This is a genomic window from Bradyrhizobium sp. STM 3562 (assembly GCF_045571435.1).
Taxonomy (GTDB): Bacteria; Pseudomonadota; Alphaproteobacteria; order Rhizobiales; family Xanthobacteraceae; genus Bradyrhizobium.
In genome coordinates, this window is the sequence record NZ_CP120694.1 from 2,047,744 (window position 1) to 2,065,927 (window position 18,184).

Below are 18,184 nucleotides of genomic sequence, written 5' to 3' on the forward strand. Positions count from 1 at the left end.
CACTCGCTGCCCGGCCAGTGCCCAACTTCCCGCGACTTCGTGCCTTGGCGCTTTTTGGACGCCGGTCAGTTGAGCGTGCGGAGCCTCCTCGTTGCCGGCGTCCAAAAACCTGCACAACAGCAGACGCGCTATGCGACGCAGATGCCGGGGGGAACGGTGAAGTAGAAGAACCGGCGTGAGGGATGGGTCGCATTCCGTGTGATGCCGGTCCATCTTCTCCTTCAGCTCTTCTGCGTCACCACCTTGAAAGCAAACGCGATACCGGTAGCGACGATCAAGATCACGGCCATTCCGATCATGCCGGCGTCGAAGGAACCGGTCGCGTCCTTCAGGAAGCCGACCATATACGGGCCGACGAAGCCACCGAACGCGCCGACCGAGTTGATGAATGCGATTCCGCCGGCGCCTGCGGCGCCGGTCAGGAAGCCCTGCGGGATGGTGTAGAACACCGTCCGCGCGGAGATCGTACCGATCAGGGCCAAGGTCAGGCAGGCCAGCGCCGGGATCAGCGATGTGAAAACGACCGACAGCGCGAGCCCCAACGCGCCGAGGATCAGGGCCGCCATCAGGTTATAGATCTTTTGGCCGTTGCGATCGACAAGCCGCGCCCAGAACAGCATGCCAATAGTGGCGAACAGATACGGCACCGCGGTCAGCCATCCGACTTCCATGTTCGTCAGGCCATGGTTCTTTAGGATTAGCGGCAGCCAGATTCCGATGCCGTAGGAGCCGATGGTGAAGGCGAAGGTGATGGCGGTCAGCATCAGCACGCGCGTGTCCTTCATCGCCGCCCACAGGTCTTTCTTGGGCTTGTAGTGCTTGTCGTTGGCGAGTTCGTCGAGCAGAGCCTGACGCTCTTTAGTGGTCAGCCACTTGGCCTGATCCGGCGTGTCGGCCAGCAGGACGAGGCAGAGGACGCCGAGCACGCAGGCCGGCAGGCCCTCGACCAGGAACATCCATTGCCAACCAGCAAGGCCCCACAGTCCGTCCATGCCGAGGAGCGCCGCCGAAATCGGGCTGCCGAGCAGCGAGGACAGCGGCGTCGATGCCATGAACAGGGCGAGCACGCTGGTGCGGTACTTTGCCGGAAACCAGATCGAAATGTACCAGATCACGCCAGGGAAGAAGCCGGCTTCGAACACGCCGAGCAGGAAGCGGATCAGATAGAAGCTGTAAGGGCCGACGGCAAAGGCGGTGGCGGCTGCCGCCAGTCCCCAGGTGATCATGATGCGCGCGAGCCAGCGTCGAGCGCCGAACCGGTACATCATCATGTTGCTGGGAACTTCGAGCAGGCAGTAGCTGAAAAACAGGATGCCAGCGCCCCAGCCGAATTGAGTGGCGCTGAGGCCGATCGCCTTGTTCATCTGCAGCGCAGCAAAACCGACGCTGGTGCGGTCGAGATAGTTGAACAGGTAGGCGAGACCGAGCAGCGGCACCAGGCGCCAGGTGTTCTTCGAAACGGCGCTGGCTAACAGCCCTGAACTGGCGCCGTCAACTGCATTGGCCATGACATCGGTCATCTCCTCTTCCTCCCGGTCATGGGCTGTGTCTCCAGCCTCGATTTCCGAGCCGGGCCAGCCGTGTTAGGCTCAAGATGCCAGACGGTGCCGACAAGGGTCCAATTGCTAATTTTCAAGGACCGATAACCGGGAGGAAGTAATGGACCTACGCGACCTCGCTTATTTCGAGGTGATCGCCGATCTGGGTCACATGGGCCGGGCTGCTGACAAACTGGGCCGCACCCAACCCGCACTCACAAAATGCATCCAGCGGCTCGAGGAGACCGTCGGCGCCGACCTGTTCGAGCGGACCGGACGCGGCATCACGCTGACGCGGGTGGGCGAGGTCCTGCTCTCCCGTGCCCGGCGCATGCGCGAGGCGATGGAGGAGTCGCTGCGAGAAGTGACGGATTTCGCCGCCGGGGCCGCCGGCCACGTCGCCATCGGCTGCGGCGCGACCATGGGCGAATATCTGCTGCCGCAGATCTGCAGGGCTATCATCGGCGACGCTCCGGGGTTGACTATCGAAATCCAGATCGGAATGAGCGGTGTGCTGCGGGCGGCGCTGCGCGAGCGGGCGCTCGATCTGGCTATCGGACCGGTGCTTCCCTCTGATGAGCAGGAATTCCGGCACGAAGCCTTCGGCATCGACGAAGTCGTGGTCGTGGCGGCAAAAAATCATCCACTGTGCGGCAAGCCGCTCACAATCAACGATCTTGCCAGCTCGAAATGGGTGCTCCCGGCGCGCAGCGTCGCGATGCGCCAATGGATCGACAATGTATTCGAGGCCCACGGGCTGCCGTTGCCTGTGGTCCAGATTGAAACCAACTCGATCACGACATTACCGAAACTGATCGCCGACACAGCGCTGCTAAGCTTCACCTCGACCCGAAACCTGCACCCGCTGCGGCTCGGCAGCCAGCTCGATCGGCTGATGATCGACACTACCACGATGCGACGGCCGCTCGGCTTCGTCACCCGCCGCGACGGCTATCTCTCGCCGGCGGCGCAGCGCGTCGTCGCCCTGCTCAAGGCGAAGGGCCGCGACTTCCTCGATCAGATCACGCTGCCGGGCATGACCGAAGCCCCGATGCCTGGGGTCATCGTCAGCCGTGCGGAGCGAGCCCATAAACGCGTGCGGCAGTCGCACTGAACAGACTGGTTAGGTCGCTGTCGCCGGCGTTTCGGGTCAGGCGCTTGAACGCGTTCCAGATGGTTCCGTAAGAATAGGACCCCTTGTCGACCGGAAAATTGCTCTCGAACATGCATCGCTGCGGCCCGAACGCCTCGATGCAGGTTTCGATATAGGGCCGCCACGTTTCAGCGAGAACTTCGGAACTCGGCGGCGCGTCTTTTTCGAAACCGAAGCCGTTGATGCGCATGCCAAGCCCGCCAAGCTTGACGCAAACATTGCCGCAGGTGGCGAGCTCGCGGATCGAACGCGACCAGCCGGCGAAAATTTCGTCGCGGCGATCCTTGTAGGCGCCGATCCGGACGATGCCGCCGAGATGATCGAGCACGATTGTGGTTTGCGGAAACGCCCGGGCGAGTTCGGTCAGCTCGGGAATTTGCGGATGAAACAGCCAGGCATCGAAGAGAAGGCCGAGCGGCGCGAGTCGCGCAAACCCCTTGCGGAATGTTTCATCGCTCAGCACGCCGGGCGGTCCGGCACTGAGCGGATTCATCAGGCTCCGGTCCGCATCCCAGACAGTGATATGCCGGATGCCGCGGAAACGATTGGGCGCAGCGGCAAGATGTGCCTCCAGCACTGGTGCGACGCCGTCACCAAGCCGAGGATCGGCATGACCGATGATGCCCGCACAGAGGCGCCGCGGGCCGTAGTTGCCGCTCGCGCTCATCGCCGCAACGCCGTTGACGAACTCGGTCTCCCCGACCACCCGCATTTCGGCCGGGCCGTCGCTGCGGTACATCGCCTGGCACTGCATGAAGACGCTGGCGGTTATGTTGTGTCCGCTGGCGGCAATGTCTGCGTTGTATTCGTCGAACAGGTATCGCCAGTTCGGCCGGTCCCAGAGATGATGGTGGGCGTCAATGATCGGAAGATCGGGCCTCAGCGCTTGCTCGACGCCGCGCGCGAGCCAGTCCGGCCGCACCGGCAGATAGTTGCTTGCGCCCGACGGCTGCGGCGCGATCATTTTACAAAATCCCGCGGCGCGTTACCGGTGTAATGGTAGGGAATGGCTGGCGGCATCGGTCCCTTGATCCGGCCACCCTGCTGCGACTGTTCCCAGGCATGCGCGAGGATGCCGACCGAACGCGACAGAATGAACAGGCCGCGCCCCAGCGCCGGCGAGAAGCCGAGCTCGGAGTAGATGACGGCAGTGGCGCCGTCGATGTTCATCGGGATCTTGCGGCCCTTGCGCCGCTGCATCAGGTCCTCGACGCCGCGGCCGATGTCAGCGAAGCGTCCGGATACGACCTTGTTCTTTCGCGCACCGTCGACCAGTTCGAGCAACCGCGGCGATCGTGGATCGATGGGATGAAAGCGGTGACCAAAGCCGGGCACGATCTTGCCGTTCGCCGCGATGAAGGCGTCGAGGCCCTGCTCGACGGCGGCGTCAAGCGTTGCGCCCGCATCCTGACGGGTCGCGATGTCGGCATAGAGGTCCATGCACTGTTCGCCGGCGCCGCCGTGGACGTCGTCGAGCACGTTGATGGCGGAAGCCATCGCGCCGTTGAGCGGCAGGCCGCAGGTCACGGCCATGCGTCCGATCGCAATCGACGGCGCTTGCGGGCCGTGATCGACGGCGGAGACCAGCGCGGCCTCCAGCAGCGCCCCTTGTTCGGCGGATGGCAGATCGCCCTTCAGCATCAGCCAGATCATTTGCGGAAACGACACCCGGCCGATCAGTTGTTCGATCGGAAAACCGCGAAACCGGATCACGCCCGGTTTCATGTCGATGATGTCGGTCGACCACCATTGGGTGGCTTTTTGCAGCGTATCGGCGGCGGTTTGGTCGGTCACGGTTGCTCTCCTCTCTCAGGTGCTCGAGGTTTCGGCGCGCGCCTTCAGGTCGGGCATCTTTGCGGTTTCCTTGACCGTCGGCTGATTGTCGAAGGCGATGACGCCGCGTTGGCCGAACGTTTCGATCTCGGCGTCCTTGAAGCCGATCTGCCGGAGCCATTTCACGGTGTCCTGCCCGAGACTCGGCGGCGGCGATGGTTCGGGGTAATCGCTCTCGAGCCGGAAGCCCGGCCGTGTGACGCGCATGGTCTGGCCGCCCGTTACTTTTGCCTTCAGGCTTTCGACGAACTTGCGGCCGGTGACCTGTTGCTCTCTCAGCACCTCCGGCACGCTGAGTACGCAGCCGGCCGGAACGCCCTTGGCGTTGAACAGCGCCTCCCACTCGACCGCCGGCTTGGCGGCCAGCGCAACTTCGAGTTCCCGCTTCAACGCCGCGCGGTGATCCTTGCGCGACTGGCGCTCGCGAAAGCGCGGATCGGATTTCAGTTCGGGCTTGCCGACGATGTCGCACAGCGCCTCATACTGCTTCTGCTCGTTGGCTGCGATGTTGAGCGGCCCGGAGCCGGTCGCGAAGGTGCCTGACGGCGCCGCGGTGAAATTCTCGTTGCCGATCGGCTGCGGATCGACATTGGCGTTGAGATGATTCGAGACCACCCAGCCCATCGCCGCCAGCGTCGCTTCGAGTAGCGACACATCGATACGCCGGCCCCGGCCGGTCTGTCGTTGTTCCACTAGGGCTGCGGCGACGGCAAATGACGCGGTGAGGCCGGCGATGGTGTCGGCGATCGGAAATCCGGTGCGTAGCGGCGCGGTCTCGGCATCGCCAGTCACGCTCATGACACCGGACAATCCCTGCACGATCTGGTCGTAAGCCGGCCGACCCGCCCACGGGCCGTCCTGTCCGAACCCAGAGATCGCGCAATAGACGATCCGCGGATTGCGCTTCGCCAGCACCTCATAGCCGAGCCCGAGCCGTTCCATGACCTTGGGACGAAAATTCTCCAGCACGACGTCGGCCTTCTCGACCAGGCGGAGAAATATCTCCTTGCCGTCATTGGCCTTGAGATCGATCGCGACCGATTGCTTGTCGGCATTCACGGCGACGAACGACAGGCCCATCAGGTTCTTCGCCATCGCGGGATCGGCGCCGAGCCGGCGCGCCAGGTCGCCGCCCTTGGGATTTTCGACCTTGATCACTTCAGCGCCGAGACGCGCGAGATGATAGCCGCAGAACGGACCGGCGAGGACGTTGGACAGATCGAGGACGCGAATGCCGGCTAGGGGCAGTGCCATGGTGTTTCTCCGGAATTTGATATCAGACGAGGCCGAGCCAGTGCCACCAGGTCGCGGCGCACAGGGCGTAAATCAGACAGGCGACAAGGCAAGCAATGATGCCGACCTTGGGAAAATCACCGACGCGCAGCCGGCCGGTTCCGTAGACGAGGATACTCGGCAGCGTGTTGTAGAACATCAGGAGCGGATAGCCGCCGATGATCATGCCAGCCGGCAGCGCCAGCGCGACCGGATTGACGCCGGCGGTGCCGGCCATCGCCAGGATGATCGGCAACAGGCTCGTCGCCATCGCCGTGGTGCCGACGAAGATCACGTGCATGAACTGCACGATCAGGATCACCACCCCGATCACGACCAGCGCCGATGCGCCGGCGAGACCGAGCGCATGGAAGATCGAATTGGCGAGCCAGTTGGCCGCGCCGGTCTTGAGCAGGATGTCGCCGAGCGAAACGCCGCCGCCCGCGATCAGGAGCACTTGCCAGGAAACGCCCTTGTTGGCGTCGCTCCAGTCCATCACGCCGAAGCGCGGCAGGAACAGTAGGCAGGCGCCCATCAGGCAGACCACCGTGGTGTCGAGCCCGGTCAGGCCCTGCGTCGCCCACAGACACGTCACCAGCACGAACAGGATTAGCGCCCGCCATTCGGCGGATGACATCCGGCCCATCGAGGCAAGATTTTTTGAAATCCGCGCCTCGACCTGCTCATGGCCGGAAGTGAACTCCGGCGGAAGCACACGCTGAATCAGCCACCAGGTGAAGAAGGTCATCGCAAGCGCCGGCGGAAAACCATAGAGCAGCCATTCGGCATAGGTGATGGTGTGTCCGCTGGCTTTGGCGATGAACTCGACTGTCACGGGATTGGGCACCGTCGCCGTCAGGACGCCGGCGCCGATAGTGGCGTTGGTCATCGTCAGCGTCAGCAGCAGGTTGATCGCGAACGGCGAACGCGCGGCGACACCGAAGATGGTCAGGATGCTGAGGCATTCCGGCAGCAGGATCGCAGTGCGCGCGGTCGAGGATGGAACGAGAAAGGCGAGCGCAATGTTGATCAGCGTGATGCCGAGAGTGATCCGTGCCGGCGCGCTGCCGAACTTTGCCAGAATGATGTAGGTGATTCGCTCCGCAAGCCGGGTTTTCACCATCGCGGTCGCGAGGATGAAGGCGCCGATGATCAGATAAACTGGCGAGGCCGAAAAGCCGTCGAGGGCGGTGCGTAGGTTGGCGGTGCCAGACAGCACCGCGAGCGGGATCACCATCAAGCTCGCAATCGCGAGCGGGATCGCTTCGGTCAGGTACAGCACGAAGATGCCGCCGAACAGCGCCATTGCCTTGTGGCCCTGCAACGACAGATCGGCGGGTGTCGGCGCAAACCAGATCGCGGCTGCGACGATGACGGCGAGAGGAACGCCGATGGCCTTCAGGATGGCCTCCAGCGACCCGGACGCGTGCGCGCTGCTCTCCACCTGGGCGTGAGATGACACGTGTTTCCTCCCATAGGAAGCATGCGGCGATGGATCGATGCCATCAGGTTTTGCAGCCGTGCTTCACGATCGGGGATAGCTCGCGCACTGAACCAGCGTCCAATCGCAAGTTTTCAGGAAATCATAACCAGCAGGAATGTCGTGAAGGCTGGCGTCCCTGTCTGCAAAGGGTCTTGGTCGTGTAAAAACGGCCTTGCAGGGCCGTCAGTCTTGAAGCCAAAACCAGGCCGGCCTCAGGCTGCGATCGCGGCGATCAGCGGCCTGATCCCGAGGATATTCATTGCTCGGGTCAGATCATAGGCCAGAACCGAGAGGGCCATCTCGGCGGCTAGCTTTGGGAGAGTTGTGGTCAGGAAGTGCGTCGCTCCCATGCGTGCCTTCATCGTGCCGAACGGATGCTCGACTGTCTCGCGACGAAGGCGCATAGCGAGCGGGTTCGCATCGAGCCGCTGCTGCACGGCGTCGAGCAGATCCTCGTGCTCCCATCGTGTGATCCGCCGCTCTGACCCGGGCGTGCACTGGGGTTTGATCGAACAATTCTTACAGGCGTTGGTCCAGTAGCGCCGCAGCATCTTGTCGGCTTCTTCGTTTGTATAGCGATACGGCAATCGCTCCCCGGCCGGACAACGATAGGCGTCTTCCTCCGGCAAATAGACAAAGTCCTGCTTACCGAAGCGTCCGTCCGACTTGGCGCCCGAAGTCATCGGCTTGGGCAGAGTTACCGTGATGCCGGCCTCGTGACAGGCGAGGATCTCCGGGCTGCTGAAGTAGCCGCGATCGGCAACGGCCTCGAGCGTCTCTGTCTTCAGAACAGCCTTCGCCTGCCTGGCCATATTGGCAAGTTGTGCCCGATCTGAGCCGCTGTTCGTCACCTCATGCGCGATGATCAGGTGATGGTCGGTATCGACGGCGACTTGGACATTATAGCCGACAACGCCGGATCCGCGGCCACTGGTTGCCATCGAACGGCTATCCGGATCAGTCAGGGAGATTTGCTGATCCGGCGAAGCAAGCATCTGCTTCTCGTAGGCAGCAAGCTTGCCCATCTCCCCCTTCAGCTTCGTCAGCTTCTCGGTAAGCCTCGTCACCTTCGCCGCCAGCGCCTCGCTCGGCTCCTGTCGGTCGGCCGTGTCAAGTTGGCTCAGATAGCGCGCGACGCTCTCATCCAACTGAGCACGCCGCCGCTCCACCTTCGCGCGTGTGAAGTTCCTGTCCCGGTTGTTCACGGCCTTGAACTTGCTCCCATCGATGGCGACGCTCGCCGTCGTGAGAAGACCCATCTCGCGGCAGAGCTCGACAAAGCGCGCACAGACCTTACCCAGCCCCAGGCTGTTGTCCTTGCGGAAGTCCGCGATCGTCTTGTGATCGGGAGCAAGCCGACCCAGCAGCCACATCACCTCGATGTTGCGTCCGGCCTCTCGTTCCAGCCGCCGGCTTGACTGCACCCGGTTCAGATAGCCGTAAATGTAAAGCTTCAGGAGCACCGAGGGGTGATACGACGGCCGGCCAGTCGCCGCCGGCGTAACTCCACCGAAGCACATCTCGGCCAGATCAAGCGCATCGACAAACTCGTCGATCGCGCGAACAGCGTTGTTCTCGTCAATGAAATCATCGAGGCATTCAGGCAGCAGCGTCCGCTGCCCACGATCCGCCTCTTCAACGAAGCGCCTCATCAATTCCCCCAAAGAATCACAGGAGAATCATAACAGCAGCCCAGCGTTTTCACACATGGGGTAATTCCGGTCAGAGCCATACTGAGGCTCTGCGAATCAGCTCTCCAAGCCAATCGATGAGGCTCACCCCTCGGGCCTGCAATGAAGGAGAACTGCAATGGAGCATTATGTTGGACTGGACGTTTCGCTGAAGCTAACAACGATCTGCATCGTTGATCGGGCGGGGAAGATTCAACGTGAGGGAGTTGTTGATTCCGACCCGGAGGTGATCGCGGCATTCATCCAGTCAAACGCGCCGTATGTCGCGCGGATCGGGCTCGAAACAGGGGCAACGTCGACATGGCTGTGGACCGAGTTGAATAAGCTGGGGCTGCCCGTCATCTGCATCGATGCCAGGCACGCCAAGGCGGTGTTGAAAATGCAGGTCAACAAGAGCGACCGCAACGATGCCGCAGGCATCGCCCGCATCATGCAATGCGGATGGTATAAAGAGGTGCGCGTCAAAGACCTCGACAGTCATGCGGTGAAGGCTCTGTTGGTCAGCCGGGCTCTGCTCGTCAAGATCAAGCGGGATCTCGAGAACGAAATCCGCGGGCTTCTAAAGAACCTCGGGCTGGTTATTGGCCAAGCAAAGATGAACGTGTTCGCATTGCGTGCTGCGGAGCTCACCAAAGATAGGCCGGAACTCGCCGTGGCGGTAACGCCGCTACTCACCGCGCGAGTTGCCATCGAGCAGCAGATTGCGGATCTCGACCGTAAGGTTATGAAGCTCGCACGCAGCAATGCTCAAGTGCGACAGTTTATGACGGCACCTGGCATCGGACCTGTCACGGCTCTTTGCTTTCTTGCAACGATCGACGACCCTATGCGCTTCAAAAAGTCAAGAAGCGTCGGGGCCTATGTCGGACTAACGACCCGACGATACTCCTCCGGCGAGATCGACTGGACGGGTCGAATCTCGAAGTGCGGCGACAAAATGTTGCGAAGTTATCTCTTCGAGGCAGCCAATGTGCTGCTCACACGCGTGGCAAAATGGTCAGCGCTCAAAGCCTGGGGCATTCGGCTGGCAAAGCGAAGCGGGCTGCGCAAAGCCAAGGTTGCGGTCGCGCGAAAGCTCGCGGTCATTCTGCATCGGATGTGGATCGATGGTACCGAATTTAGATGGTCGTCAAAGGAGACCGCCATGCAAACAATATAGCAAACCAGCGAATTCCCGCCGACCACCGGCGGAATCCAAGGTCCCTGCCGGGACGCTGGCGTTGGTGCGATCGCCCCTGGCTTTGCGATGCTCAAAAGGCAAGCGCGCTTCACACATTGATCCGCCAGCGTCATCCTACGCCATCATGCGGAGGGCATGCCCCTACCGCGGAGAGAACCATGAACCCGGCAAGGACGTCTTTGGAGAGTCTTGACCGCAGGCCCGGAATTAGAGAACAGCCAGGGTCAAAATGCGAAGAACTCAACGTGAGCAAATCGAGTCCGTTGTACCCCTCTGTCCGCACCTCGGCGGGCGGGGCAAGCTGGTACTTCGCAGAAGGGCCAAGTACGGAAGTCTTCCTGCTCTTTTAGGGACGTGGGATGTGGAGTAGCCTTTTTAAGATGAGCTGCCACCGGGTCGTGCCGCCCTCCCGCAAATAAGTCAACGGCAGCGACAGTGCCTTCGGCGGGCAAATTATAAATCTCGTTTGATCTTGATCTGCGGGCGCGATTTGGGGCGCCCGGGACTGTGTTCGTCGGCGCCTTTTGCAGGACAACCGGACAACAGGAATCTCGAAAGCATGGCGGTCGTGCAAGCTCGCGCGCCGTCGCTTGTAAGCTGGAGAGGAGGCTTACAATGGGCACTCAGTCGGTACGAACACTGTTTGCGACCGGCCTAATCACCGCCGCGTTGGTAAGCGGCGCAATCGCCCAGCAAGACCAACCGCTCGGCAAAGTGAGCTTTCCTACATCTTGCGACCCCAATGTGCAGGCCGAGTTCGACCGCGGCGTCGCCATGCTGCATTCGTACTGGTTTCTGATCGCCAGACGGAAGTTTGAAGCGATTCTGCAGCAGGATCCCACCTGCGCCATGGCATATTGGGGGGTGGCGATGGACCTCCTTGGCAACACGCTGGCAACCACGCCGACGCGAGCGGAGGCGCAGGCAGCCTGGGACGCGTTGGAGAAGGCGCGGGCTACTGGGGTCAAGACGCAGCGTGAGCGCGACTGGATCGAGGCCCTGAGCGCCTATTTCCGCGATTATGATAGAGTCGCGGTGGATGCCCGCCTGGCGGCCTACAGCGCCGCGATGGAGCGGATGGCGCAAACCTATCCTGACGACTACGAGGTGCAGGCGTACTATGCGCTAACGCTGCAAGCCTCGGCGCCGAAAAACGACCTCACCTATGTCAACCAGCTCAAATCCGCAGCGGTTCTGGAAAGATTGTTCGAGCGGAACCCGCAACATCCAGGCGTGACCCACTATCTCATTCACGCCTACGACTTTGCGCCGCTTGCCGAGAGAGGTGTTGCGTCGGCCCGTCGCTACGCCGGCATTGCTCCGGCCGTGCCGCATGCGCGGCACATGCCGTCGCACATCTATTCCATGGTCGGACTTTGGGAAGAATCCATCGCCTCAAACGCTTCGGCGCTTGAAATCCAGCCCGACTACTATCACGCGTCAGACTTTACCGTCTATGCGCATCTGCAGCTCGCGCAGGACGCCAAGGCGGACGCGATGATCAAGAAGTCACTGGCCACCGCCGATCGCGGCGATCGACCGATCAACTTCGTCAATTTCACGGCCAAGGCCGTCATGCCGGCGCGCTATGTCCTGGAGAGGGCGGACTGGGCCGGCGCGGCCGCGATGTCGATGACACCCACCAAATATCCCATGGCTGATTCACTACTCCGCTTCACACGCGGTCTCGGCATGGCGCGTACCGGCGATCTTGCCGGCGCCAAGGGAGAAATCGAAGCGATGAAGGTGTTGCGCACGACGCTGCAGGGGGCCGACCAGTCCTACTGGGCCGACCGCACCGAAGAGCAAATGCTTGCCATTTCCGCCTGGGTGGCACTGAAAGAAGGCGACCGCGATCGGGCCCTGAAATTCATGCGGGCGGCCGCCGACAGCGAAGATGGCAGCCTCAAACACGTGGCGATGGAGAACCGCTTGTTTCCGTTCCGCGAGCTGCTGGGGGAATTGCTTCTTGAGGTCGGGCAGCCCGCAGCCGCGCTGAGCGAATTCGAGACCGCACTCAAGCAAACTCCCAATCGCTTCCGCGCGTTCTGGGGAGCTGCCCGCGCTGCCGAAGGTGCCGGCGACCGCCTGAAGGCAACCGAGTACTTTGGCAAACTGGTGGAGCTAACCAAGAACGCCGATACGGAGCGGCAGGAAATTCGTGAGGCCAAGGCATACTTGCGGAATGATACTGTAGGGAGTGCACGACAATGACCGTTCGGTTGTCTGGCTCGACGCCCGGCAGCCGTCAACACCGAGATGACAACGATGATCCGCGCGATCGCATTGGCGACAGTGCCGGGTGCACTGGTCGCCGGTATCGCCGTCTATGCGATGAGCATGCCGGAGTGGAGAACCAAACCGCTAGTCGGCGGGCTCGACCGTAGAATTGAGGCCGCGATCACGCCCGAAGCCTGGCCGATCTGCACCACCATGGCGTCAGTCGCATCGGATGCCGAGTGGGCGCAGCTCGATCCCGATTTCAAGGTCGGCAAAAGGGCGCTCGCGGCAGAGGATTGGAATGGCGCTATCGCCGCGTTCGAACTCGCCGCACTGCGGGACCCCCTTAATGCCGATATCCAGAACTATATCGGCTATGCCTATCGACGGCTCCGTCAGCTCGGTCCGGCTATTGGTCATTATCAGCAGGCGTTGATGCTGAATCCCCGCCACCGCAGCGCGCATGAGCATCTTGGCGAGGCCTATCTAGTGCTTGGCGAGCCCACCAAAGCGGAGCAACGGCTTATGGCACTCGAAAATCTCTGCCTCATTCCTTGTGCGGAGTATGATGACCTCAAGCGGGCCCTTGCGGCCTACAAGAGGTTAGCAGCGCGTTGAGATCAGATTGGGCCCCGGGGGGCGAACCGCTGCGTAGAGTTAGCCCGAGTTGTTGGTACAGAAATGAGGCGCGATCCAGCGGACCGATTATCGTGCGGGATCATCCAGCCACACTCCACGTCTTTCGCCAATGCCGCCATTTCCGCTGTCTGACGACGACGGCTTGGGTTTCCAACGCGAGTCTGCTTCGGGTCCATTGGCTGCGGACCTAGAGCGGCCCCACGACATCCCCACGGCCGCAAGCCTCTGAAAGCAGACACGATCTGCGCGTCGCAACGCACGCTCGGTGCCCTCACAAACCGAGGAGTACGATCATGCCTGACGAAGACAGCCTCTCCACCAGCTCGCCGCGGCCGCTTGCCGTGTCGGCAGCCGTTGCAAACAACGACCATGATAGTGAGCAAGCTCACACTTGCTCGGCTCCGGGTCTGCTAATTCTAACAGCGTTTGGGGATTTCAGGGGCCCAGTAGCAGGTCCCGCCGGGACACAATAATTTCGAGCCCGAGGCGTTTTTTTGACGGTCGGGCCCGAGCCGAACGCCGCGCTTACTTTGAGCGGCGGTTCTCGGCCGTCACTTTTCCACATTCGCAGCGAAATATGCAAAGGGTTCGGCCGTCCTTCGGGCTGGTGATGCTGAACATTAGCTCAGCCTTCCTATCGCAGTGGACGCAGCGAGTTACGTCCGCTTCAAACGCGACACTTTGAAGGGTCATGGGATAGGCAATCAGCCGATGCGCAGATTTTCGGCAGCCGTCTTGCCATTCCGCGTCGTGACAAGCTCATAGCTGACCTTGGCGCCCTCAGCGAGACCAGTATATCCAGCCCTTTCAACAGCCGAGATATGGACGAATACGTCCGGCCCGCCTTCGTCTGGCTTGATGAAGCCATACCCCTTCGTCGCGTTGAACCACTTCACCGTCCCAATAGCCACTTCAAAATCTCCTCAGACAAAAAGAACGATTGAACGAACGTGATTCCTCAGTCGATCTAGCGGCAAGCCCGCGGCAAAAAGCCGTCGCTGAATGGTCACGGCGACGGCTGTCCGCCATAATTGTTAATAATTTATTACCGCCTAAGCCGCCTTGCTTGTCTCGCCAGCCGCTGCCGGTTCTTATGCGATCGGCGCTCGCGGTTCATGCTGCATCGCGCTCAATGGCTGCCAGCGCCTTCCGCGTGATCTTCGAGATCCGCGCGCCGCCTGCTCGTGACACAGGCGCTCCCAAGCCCGATACTCTTGGCTAGGCGGCACATGGGACGATCAGGATCAACTTTTGCGGGAAGATCAGGACCGATGAGCAGCGAGAGGGCGAACATGACGGACGATCAGGTCAATCGGATTGTCGAGCACCTTTGCCACCACTTGCACGTGGCGATCCAGTTGAAGGGCACACAGCCCGAGGTACGCCCGCCAAATCTCAAGGATCTTGATCTTAATCCTGTGTCTGTAAAAGCCGTATTGTTGACAGGCTTACATTGGGCGGGCGTCACAGTTGCCGAGAAGACAGAGGCTAGCGAGGAGCCACCTTGGTCGTGACGAAAAGCGCGGGACCGAAGCCCGAAAGCGCCGTTCCGGATCCTTCGGGCCCAACGCGCGTTGAGGAGCCTGGAGCAGGAGGATCGGAGGTGGGTCGTGTGTACCGTCCCTCTCGACCTTCAAAGAAGGTCCGAAAAGCGTTGGGCCGCGCGGCCTCAGCGGCGGGCGGAACCGGCTGCAACTCTAGACATCGGCTTAAAGAACAGGATCGCCAGCCCGCCGCGTCCAGCCACCAAGAAAACTCGGCCGGCTAAACTGGCGGGTTTGAGGTCTGCGCCCGCGGTGTGAGCGCACAATGAGCCGCGCGCCCTTGCTCGTCACCGCCTTACCGGAGCAAATCCGGCCGTGATCCAGCGAACGTTGCAGACAATCGAATGGAACGCGTATCCACTTCGAACGCCACCGGCGAAGGAGCGCCTGCTGTTGATCGTGTCCGCAGCCGGCCAACCGCCAAGTCTCAAGCTCATAGGCAAGAGTGAGGTTGCGATCGGATATTGGACGGGCGACGCCTTTCGGGTGATCTCCGGCTATTCGCGACCGCGACTGATGTCCCTCGATTGGCAGCCGACAGTTACCCATTGGGCGAGGATTGCGTCATGTTTGCCCGAGGCCATCGATCTCGTTCGCGACAGAAGATTCGACCCTGACGTTAAGGATTGAGCGCGGCATCCCGCGCCCGAAACAAAAACCCGCCGACGTTTGTGGTCGCCGGCGGGCAGGTCTGTGATCATGCGCAGCATCACGGCCAGGTTAAACCGTGATGCGGCCAGCTCGATTAAGCCTTCCCTACCGCGTGTGTCGCCAACCGCTGACGGTTACGCTTACCGCAACCAGATGGTGTCACCCGTCTCTATGGCATGAGATTGAGACTGGCTCCTTCGGGTCGGAAGCGGAACCCCGTCCTGAGGCTGGTTGAGTTCAGACCCTAGTCTAGTCTCGCAACATCTGGTGGCATGGTGGGCTGGTTGTGAGTTACGTCGAGGAAAGAATGCGAGCGCGGCACGCTCTAGCGGTCGCCTCAGGCGTTCCCGAGGCATCGATGATCGTCCAGTCGATATTGCCGAGCTCATATTGCTCCTGAAGGCGGGCGACTTCCGCCGTCGCATCCGAGGCATCGGCCTCGCGCTGCGAAACTCTTGCCTGGCGGGTTTGAAGATCGGCCACCAAAAAGATGCCGATGAAGCGAACGTTGGAACTGTGGGCGACATCGGCGATGGCCGTCCGCTCGGCCCCGCGGGCAAACACCGCGTCCGCGATCGCGGAATGGCCTTGGGAAATGACGCGACCGGCGCGCTCGGCGAGAATGTCGTAAACGTCGTGGCTGACGTCCGCGCGATAGGCGCTGCCGGGCAGTGCTTCCTTCTCGCCGATTCCGAAGAGATGCTTGCGCAGCACGTCGCTGCGCAAGACCACAGCGCCGGGTTCCGGAAGAATGCCGGGCGCAAGCGCTCGCGCCAGCACCGATTTGCCGGTTCCGGACAATCCGCCGACGGCGATCAGCGTCGGCGGGCACGGATCGATCAATCGTCTCGCCAGATCAAAATACGCGCGGGCATGCTCGGTGATGGCCGCTGCCTTGCCGGGCTTGGCCGGATCGATCCGCACCGCGAGCACATGCGCGCGAATGGCAGCGCGGATCGACATCAGAAGCGGAAGCGCCGACAGCGCGTCGAGGTTCTCGGCGGGCGTGAGCGCGAGATAACGGTTGAGAAGCGCATTTGCGGCTTCCCGCCTGCCATAACGAAGCAGGTCCATTAGCGGGAATGCCAGATCGTAAAGCACGTCAGTGGAAGCGATCTGTTCATCAAATTCAATCGCGTCAAAAAGAATCGGTCTTCCTGCGATCACGACGATGTTCGCCAAATGCAGATCGCCGTGGCAGCGCCTGACATATCCCGCTTTGCCGCGTTGCTGCAGCAAGTCGCGTACGCTGGAGAATGCAGCCTGCGAGGCCTTGCCAAGCTGCTCGACATCGCCAGCGGAGAATAGCGACGCCGCTCGCAGCGCGGCCGTATTATCTTCAATAATTTTTGGAATCGATCGCAGCCAGGATTCGGCTGCTAGCTGGCGGGCGGTCAGATGGGAGGCCGCAATGGTGTCGGCAACCGCATCGACGAGATCGCGGTTGAGCGCGCCGGCTCGTGCGAGATGATCGATCGTCTGGCGTTCGTCGAACCGTGTCATTTCGAGGGCGTACTCGACCGGTGTACCATTTCCATCGATGCTCAGTGATCCATCCGGCGTTTGGGTGATTGGCACGACGCGGCGGTAGAGTTGTGGCGCAAACTGCCGATTGACCTTCAGCTCCTCGTCGCAGGCGGCCTTTCGTTTTTCGAGCGTGGAATAGTCCAGAAACGGAAAGCGGACGGCCCGTTTGATCTTGAGCGCGCGATTGCCTTCGAGGAAAACCGACGCGGCGTGCGTGTCGATCCGCTCTACGTTCGGGTGAACGGCAGGATCGGTCAGAAAAGCAAAAACGCGCTGTTGCAGATGAGAGTCGCTCGTCGCTGAAACCATCATACCTCACCTGCCGCGGTTAAGGTCGGAGTACGGCCGCGCCCAGGATCTGTCCTGTTCGCAATCTCGTCAGAACGTCGTCGGCCTGCTCGAGCGGGAAAGCGGTCGTTTGGGTTTTGACCCCGGCTTGCGGCGCGATCTTCAGGAAATCCAATCCATCCTGGCGCGTCAGATTGGCCACGGATACGAGCTGCCGTTCTTCCCAAAGTATTGCGTAGGGAAAGCTGGGTATATCGCTCATGTGAATGCCGGCGCAGACGACGCGACCGCCCTTGCGCACAGCTCGCAGCGCCGCCGGAACCAGTTCACCGGCCGGGGCGTAGATGATCGCGGCATCGAGCGCTTGCTCGGGCCTCGTATCCGATCCGCCGGCCCACACCGCGCCGAGCTGCCGAGCGAATTCCTGCGCAGCCAGGTCACCTTGTCGCGTAAATGCGTAAACGGAGCGGCCTTGCCAAACTGCAATTTGGCAAATGATGTGGCCTGCCGCACCGAAGCCATAAATGCCCAGCCGCTCGGCGCTTCCCGCAATCACCAGCGAGCGCCATCCGATCAACCCGGCGCAGAGCAAAGGGGCAATCGAAATATCATCGCCGTCTTCGCCGAGCGGGAAGGCGTAGCGCGCATCGGCGATGGTGTGGCTCGCAAAACCGCCGTCCCGGGTGTAACCGGTGAAGAGCGGACGCTCGCAGAGGTTTTCCATGCCTTCTTTGCAGAACCGGCAAACGCCGCAGGTATGTCCCAGCCAGGGTATGCCGACTCGATCGCCGATGCGGTGAGTCGTGACATCAGAGCCGACCAGATCGACGCGGCCAACGATCTCATGGCCGGGGATGATGGGGTATTTGATGTCGGGAAGCTCTCCATCGACGACATGGAGATCGGTTCGGCAGACCCCGCATGCACTCACCGCCACGCGGATTTCTCCCTCACCCGGTTGCGGGTCGGGCCGCTGTTGCAATTGAAGGTCGGACCCCCGTTCGGGCAGTACCATCGCGCGCATCCCTGAACTCTCCTCCGCAAGGGCCGTCCGGATCAGAGAACGCAGTATACCGGCCCGGATCGGCTATCTTGACTTCTGTCAAAGCCGCTGACGCAAGAAGGGTTGCATATTTGGGAGCGCATCCAAGGTCCTGCGCGTTGG

The 18,184-nt window shown here is 61.5% G+C and carries 14 protein-coding genes; 5 read left to right on the forward strand and 9 right to left on the reverse strand.

All coding sequences use genetic code 11. The features are described 5' to 3' along the window. Positions 1–221 precede the first annotated feature (221 nt). The gene (locus tag P6U23_RS09480) at positions 222–1,520 is read right to left on the reverse strand and encodes an MFS transporter (RefSeq protein ID WP_407179325.1); all 1,299 of its coding nucleotides are present in this window, start codon (positions 1,518–1,520) and stop codon (positions 222–224) included. Between the two features lie 139 nt (positions 1,521–1,659). On the opposite strand from P6U23_RS09480, the gene P6U23_RS09485 reads away from it, so the two are divergent. After that, the gene (locus tag P6U23_RS09485; protein ID WP_407179327.1) at positions 1,660–2,652 is read left to right on the forward strand and encodes a LysR family transcriptional regulator; all 993 of its coding nucleotides are present in this window, start codon (positions 1,660–1,662) and stop codon (positions 2,650–2,652) included. Here P6U23_RS09485 and P6U23_RS09490 read toward each other — a convergent pair. The 5 genes from P6U23_RS09490 to P6U23_RS09510 form a co-directional block, all read right to left on the reverse strand. Further along, a complete protein-coding gene (locus tag P6U23_RS09490; RefSeq protein WP_407179329.1) occupies positions 2,606–3,655 on the reverse strand; it encodes an amidohydrolase family protein in 1,050 nt (349 codons plus the stop codon). The two genes, P6U23_RS09485 and P6U23_RS09490, sit on opposite strands and share 47 nt — an antisense overlap. Further along, a complete protein-coding gene (locus P6U23_RS09495; protein ID WP_407179331.1) occupies positions 3,652–4,485 on the reverse strand; it encodes a citryl-CoA lyase in 834 nt (277 codons plus the stop codon). Before P6U23_RS09495 ends, P6U23_RS09490 begins: the two co-directional genes overlap by 4 nt. Before the next feature lie 15 nt (positions 4,486–4,500). Then, on the reverse strand, positions 4,501–5,778 hold the full coding sequence (locus P6U23_RS09500; protein WP_407179333.1) for a CaiB/BaiF CoA transferase family protein: 1,278 nt from the start codon (positions 5,776–5,778) through the stop codon (positions 4,501–4,503). 22 nt (positions 5,779–5,800) lie between these two features. After that, positions 5,801–7,258, reverse strand: a complete 1,458-nt coding sequence (locus tag P6U23_RS09505; protein ID WP_407179335.1) for an SLC13 family permease — start codon at positions 7,256–7,258, stop codon at positions 5,801–5,803. 233 nt (positions 7,259–7,491) lie between these two features. After that, positions 7,492–8,931 (reverse strand): IS1182 family transposase, encoded by a 1,440-nt coding sequence (locus P6U23_RS09510; RefSeq protein ID WP_407179336.1) that lies wholly within the window; start codon positions 8,929–8,931, stop codon positions 7,492–7,494. Between the two features lie 157 nt (positions 8,932–9,088). Between P6U23_RS09510 and P6U23_RS09515 the strand changes: the two genes are divergently transcribed. The 3 genes from P6U23_RS09515 (at position 9,089) to P6U23_RS09525 (ending at position 12,988) form a co-directional block, all read left to right on the forward strand. Then, complete coding sequence (locus tag P6U23_RS09515) at positions 9,089–10,129, forward strand: IS110 family transposase (protein ID WP_407179173.1); 1,041 nt, start codon at positions 9,089–9,091, stop codon at positions 10,127–10,129. A gap of 636 nt (positions 10,130–10,765) precedes the next feature. Beyond that, positions 10,766–12,364 (forward strand): hypothetical protein, encoded by a 1,599-nt coding sequence (locus P6U23_RS09520; RefSeq protein ID WP_407179338.1) that lies wholly within the window; start codon positions 10,766–10,768, stop codon positions 12,362–12,364. A gap of 54 nt (positions 12,365–12,418) precedes the next feature. Continuing rightward, on the forward strand, positions 12,419–12,988 hold the full coding sequence (locus P6U23_RS09525) for a tetratricopeptide repeat protein (RefSeq protein WP_407179340.1): 570 nt from the start codon (positions 12,419–12,421) through the stop codon (positions 12,986–12,988). Between the two features lie 725 nt (positions 12,989–13,713). On the opposite strand, the gene P6U23_RS09530 is transcribed toward P6U23_RS09525, so the two are convergent. Further along, complete coding sequence (locus tag P6U23_RS09530; RefSeq protein ID WP_407179342.1) at positions 13,714–13,920, reverse strand: cold-shock protein; 207 nt, start codon at positions 13,918–13,920, stop codon at positions 13,714–13,716. A 381-nt stretch (positions 13,921–14,301) separates the two neighbouring features. Here P6U23_RS09530 and P6U23_RS09535 point away from each other — a divergent pair, with 381 nt between their 5' ends. Then, positions 14,302–14,523, forward strand: coding sequence for a hypothetical protein (locus P6U23_RS09535; RefSeq protein WP_407179344.1), 222 nt, complete (start codon positions 14,302–14,304; stop codon positions 14,521–14,523). A 972-nt stretch (positions 14,524–15,495) separates the two neighbouring features. On the opposite strand, the gene P6U23_RS09540 is transcribed toward P6U23_RS09535, so the two are convergent. Together P6U23_RS09540 and P6U23_RS09545 are read right to left on the reverse strand one after the other, a co-directional pair. Then, a complete protein-coding gene (locus P6U23_RS09540) occupies positions 15,496–17,043 on the reverse strand; it encodes an AAA family ATPase (protein ID WP_407179346.1) in 1,548 nt (515 codons plus the stop codon). Between the two features lie 16 nt (positions 17,044–17,059). Continuing rightward, positions 17,060–18,043, reverse strand: a complete 984-nt coding sequence (locus tag P6U23_RS09545) for a zinc-dependent alcohol dehydrogenase family protein (RefSeq protein ID WP_407179348.1) — start codon at positions 18,041–18,043, stop codon at positions 17,060–17,062. Positions 18,044–18,184 lie beyond the last annotated feature (141 nt).

Coding starts and splice junctions, on each gene's coding strand:
- P6U23_RS09480 (WP_407179325.1), bottom strand. CDS start 1,520: ATGACCGATGTCATGGCCAATGCAGTTGACGGCGCCAGTTCAGGGCTG.
- P6U23_RS09485 (WP_407179327.1), top strand. CDS start 1,660: ATGGACCTACGCGACCTCGCTTATTTCGAGGTGATCGCCGATCTGGGT.
- P6U23_RS09490 (WP_407179329.1), bottom strand. CDS start 3,655: ATGATCGCGCCGCAGCCGTCGGGCGCAAGCAACTATCTGCCGGTGCGG.
- P6U23_RS09500 (WP_407179333.1), bottom strand. CDS start 5,778: ATGGCACTGCCCCTAGCCGGCATTCGCGTCCTCGATCTGTCCAACGTC.
- P6U23_RS09510 (WP_407179336.1), bottom strand. CDS start 8,931: ATGAGGCGCTTCGTTGAAGAGGCGGATCGTGGGCAGCGGACGCTGCTG.
- P6U23_RS09515 (WP_407179173.1), top strand. CDS start 9,089: ATGGAGCATTATGTTGGACTGGACGTTTCGCTGAAGCTAACAACGATC.
- P6U23_RS09520 (WP_407179338.1), top strand. CDS start 10,766: ATGGGCACTCAGTCGGTACGAACACTGTTTGCGACCGGCCTAATCACC.
- P6U23_RS09525 (WP_407179340.1), top strand. CDS start 12,419: ATGATCCGCGCGATCGCATTGGCGACAGTGCCGGGTGCACTGGTCGCC.
- P6U23_RS09535 (WP_407179344.1), top strand. CDS start 14,302: ATGACGGACGATCAGGTCAATCGGATTGTCGAGCACCTTTGCCACCAC.
- P6U23_RS09540 (WP_407179346.1), bottom strand. CDS start 17,043: ATGATGGTTTCAGCGACGAGCGACTCTCATCTGCAACAGCGCGTTTTT.
- P6U23_RS09545 (WP_407179348.1), bottom strand. CDS start 18,043: ATGCGCGCGATGGTACTGCCCGAACGGGGGTCCGACCTTCAATTGCAA.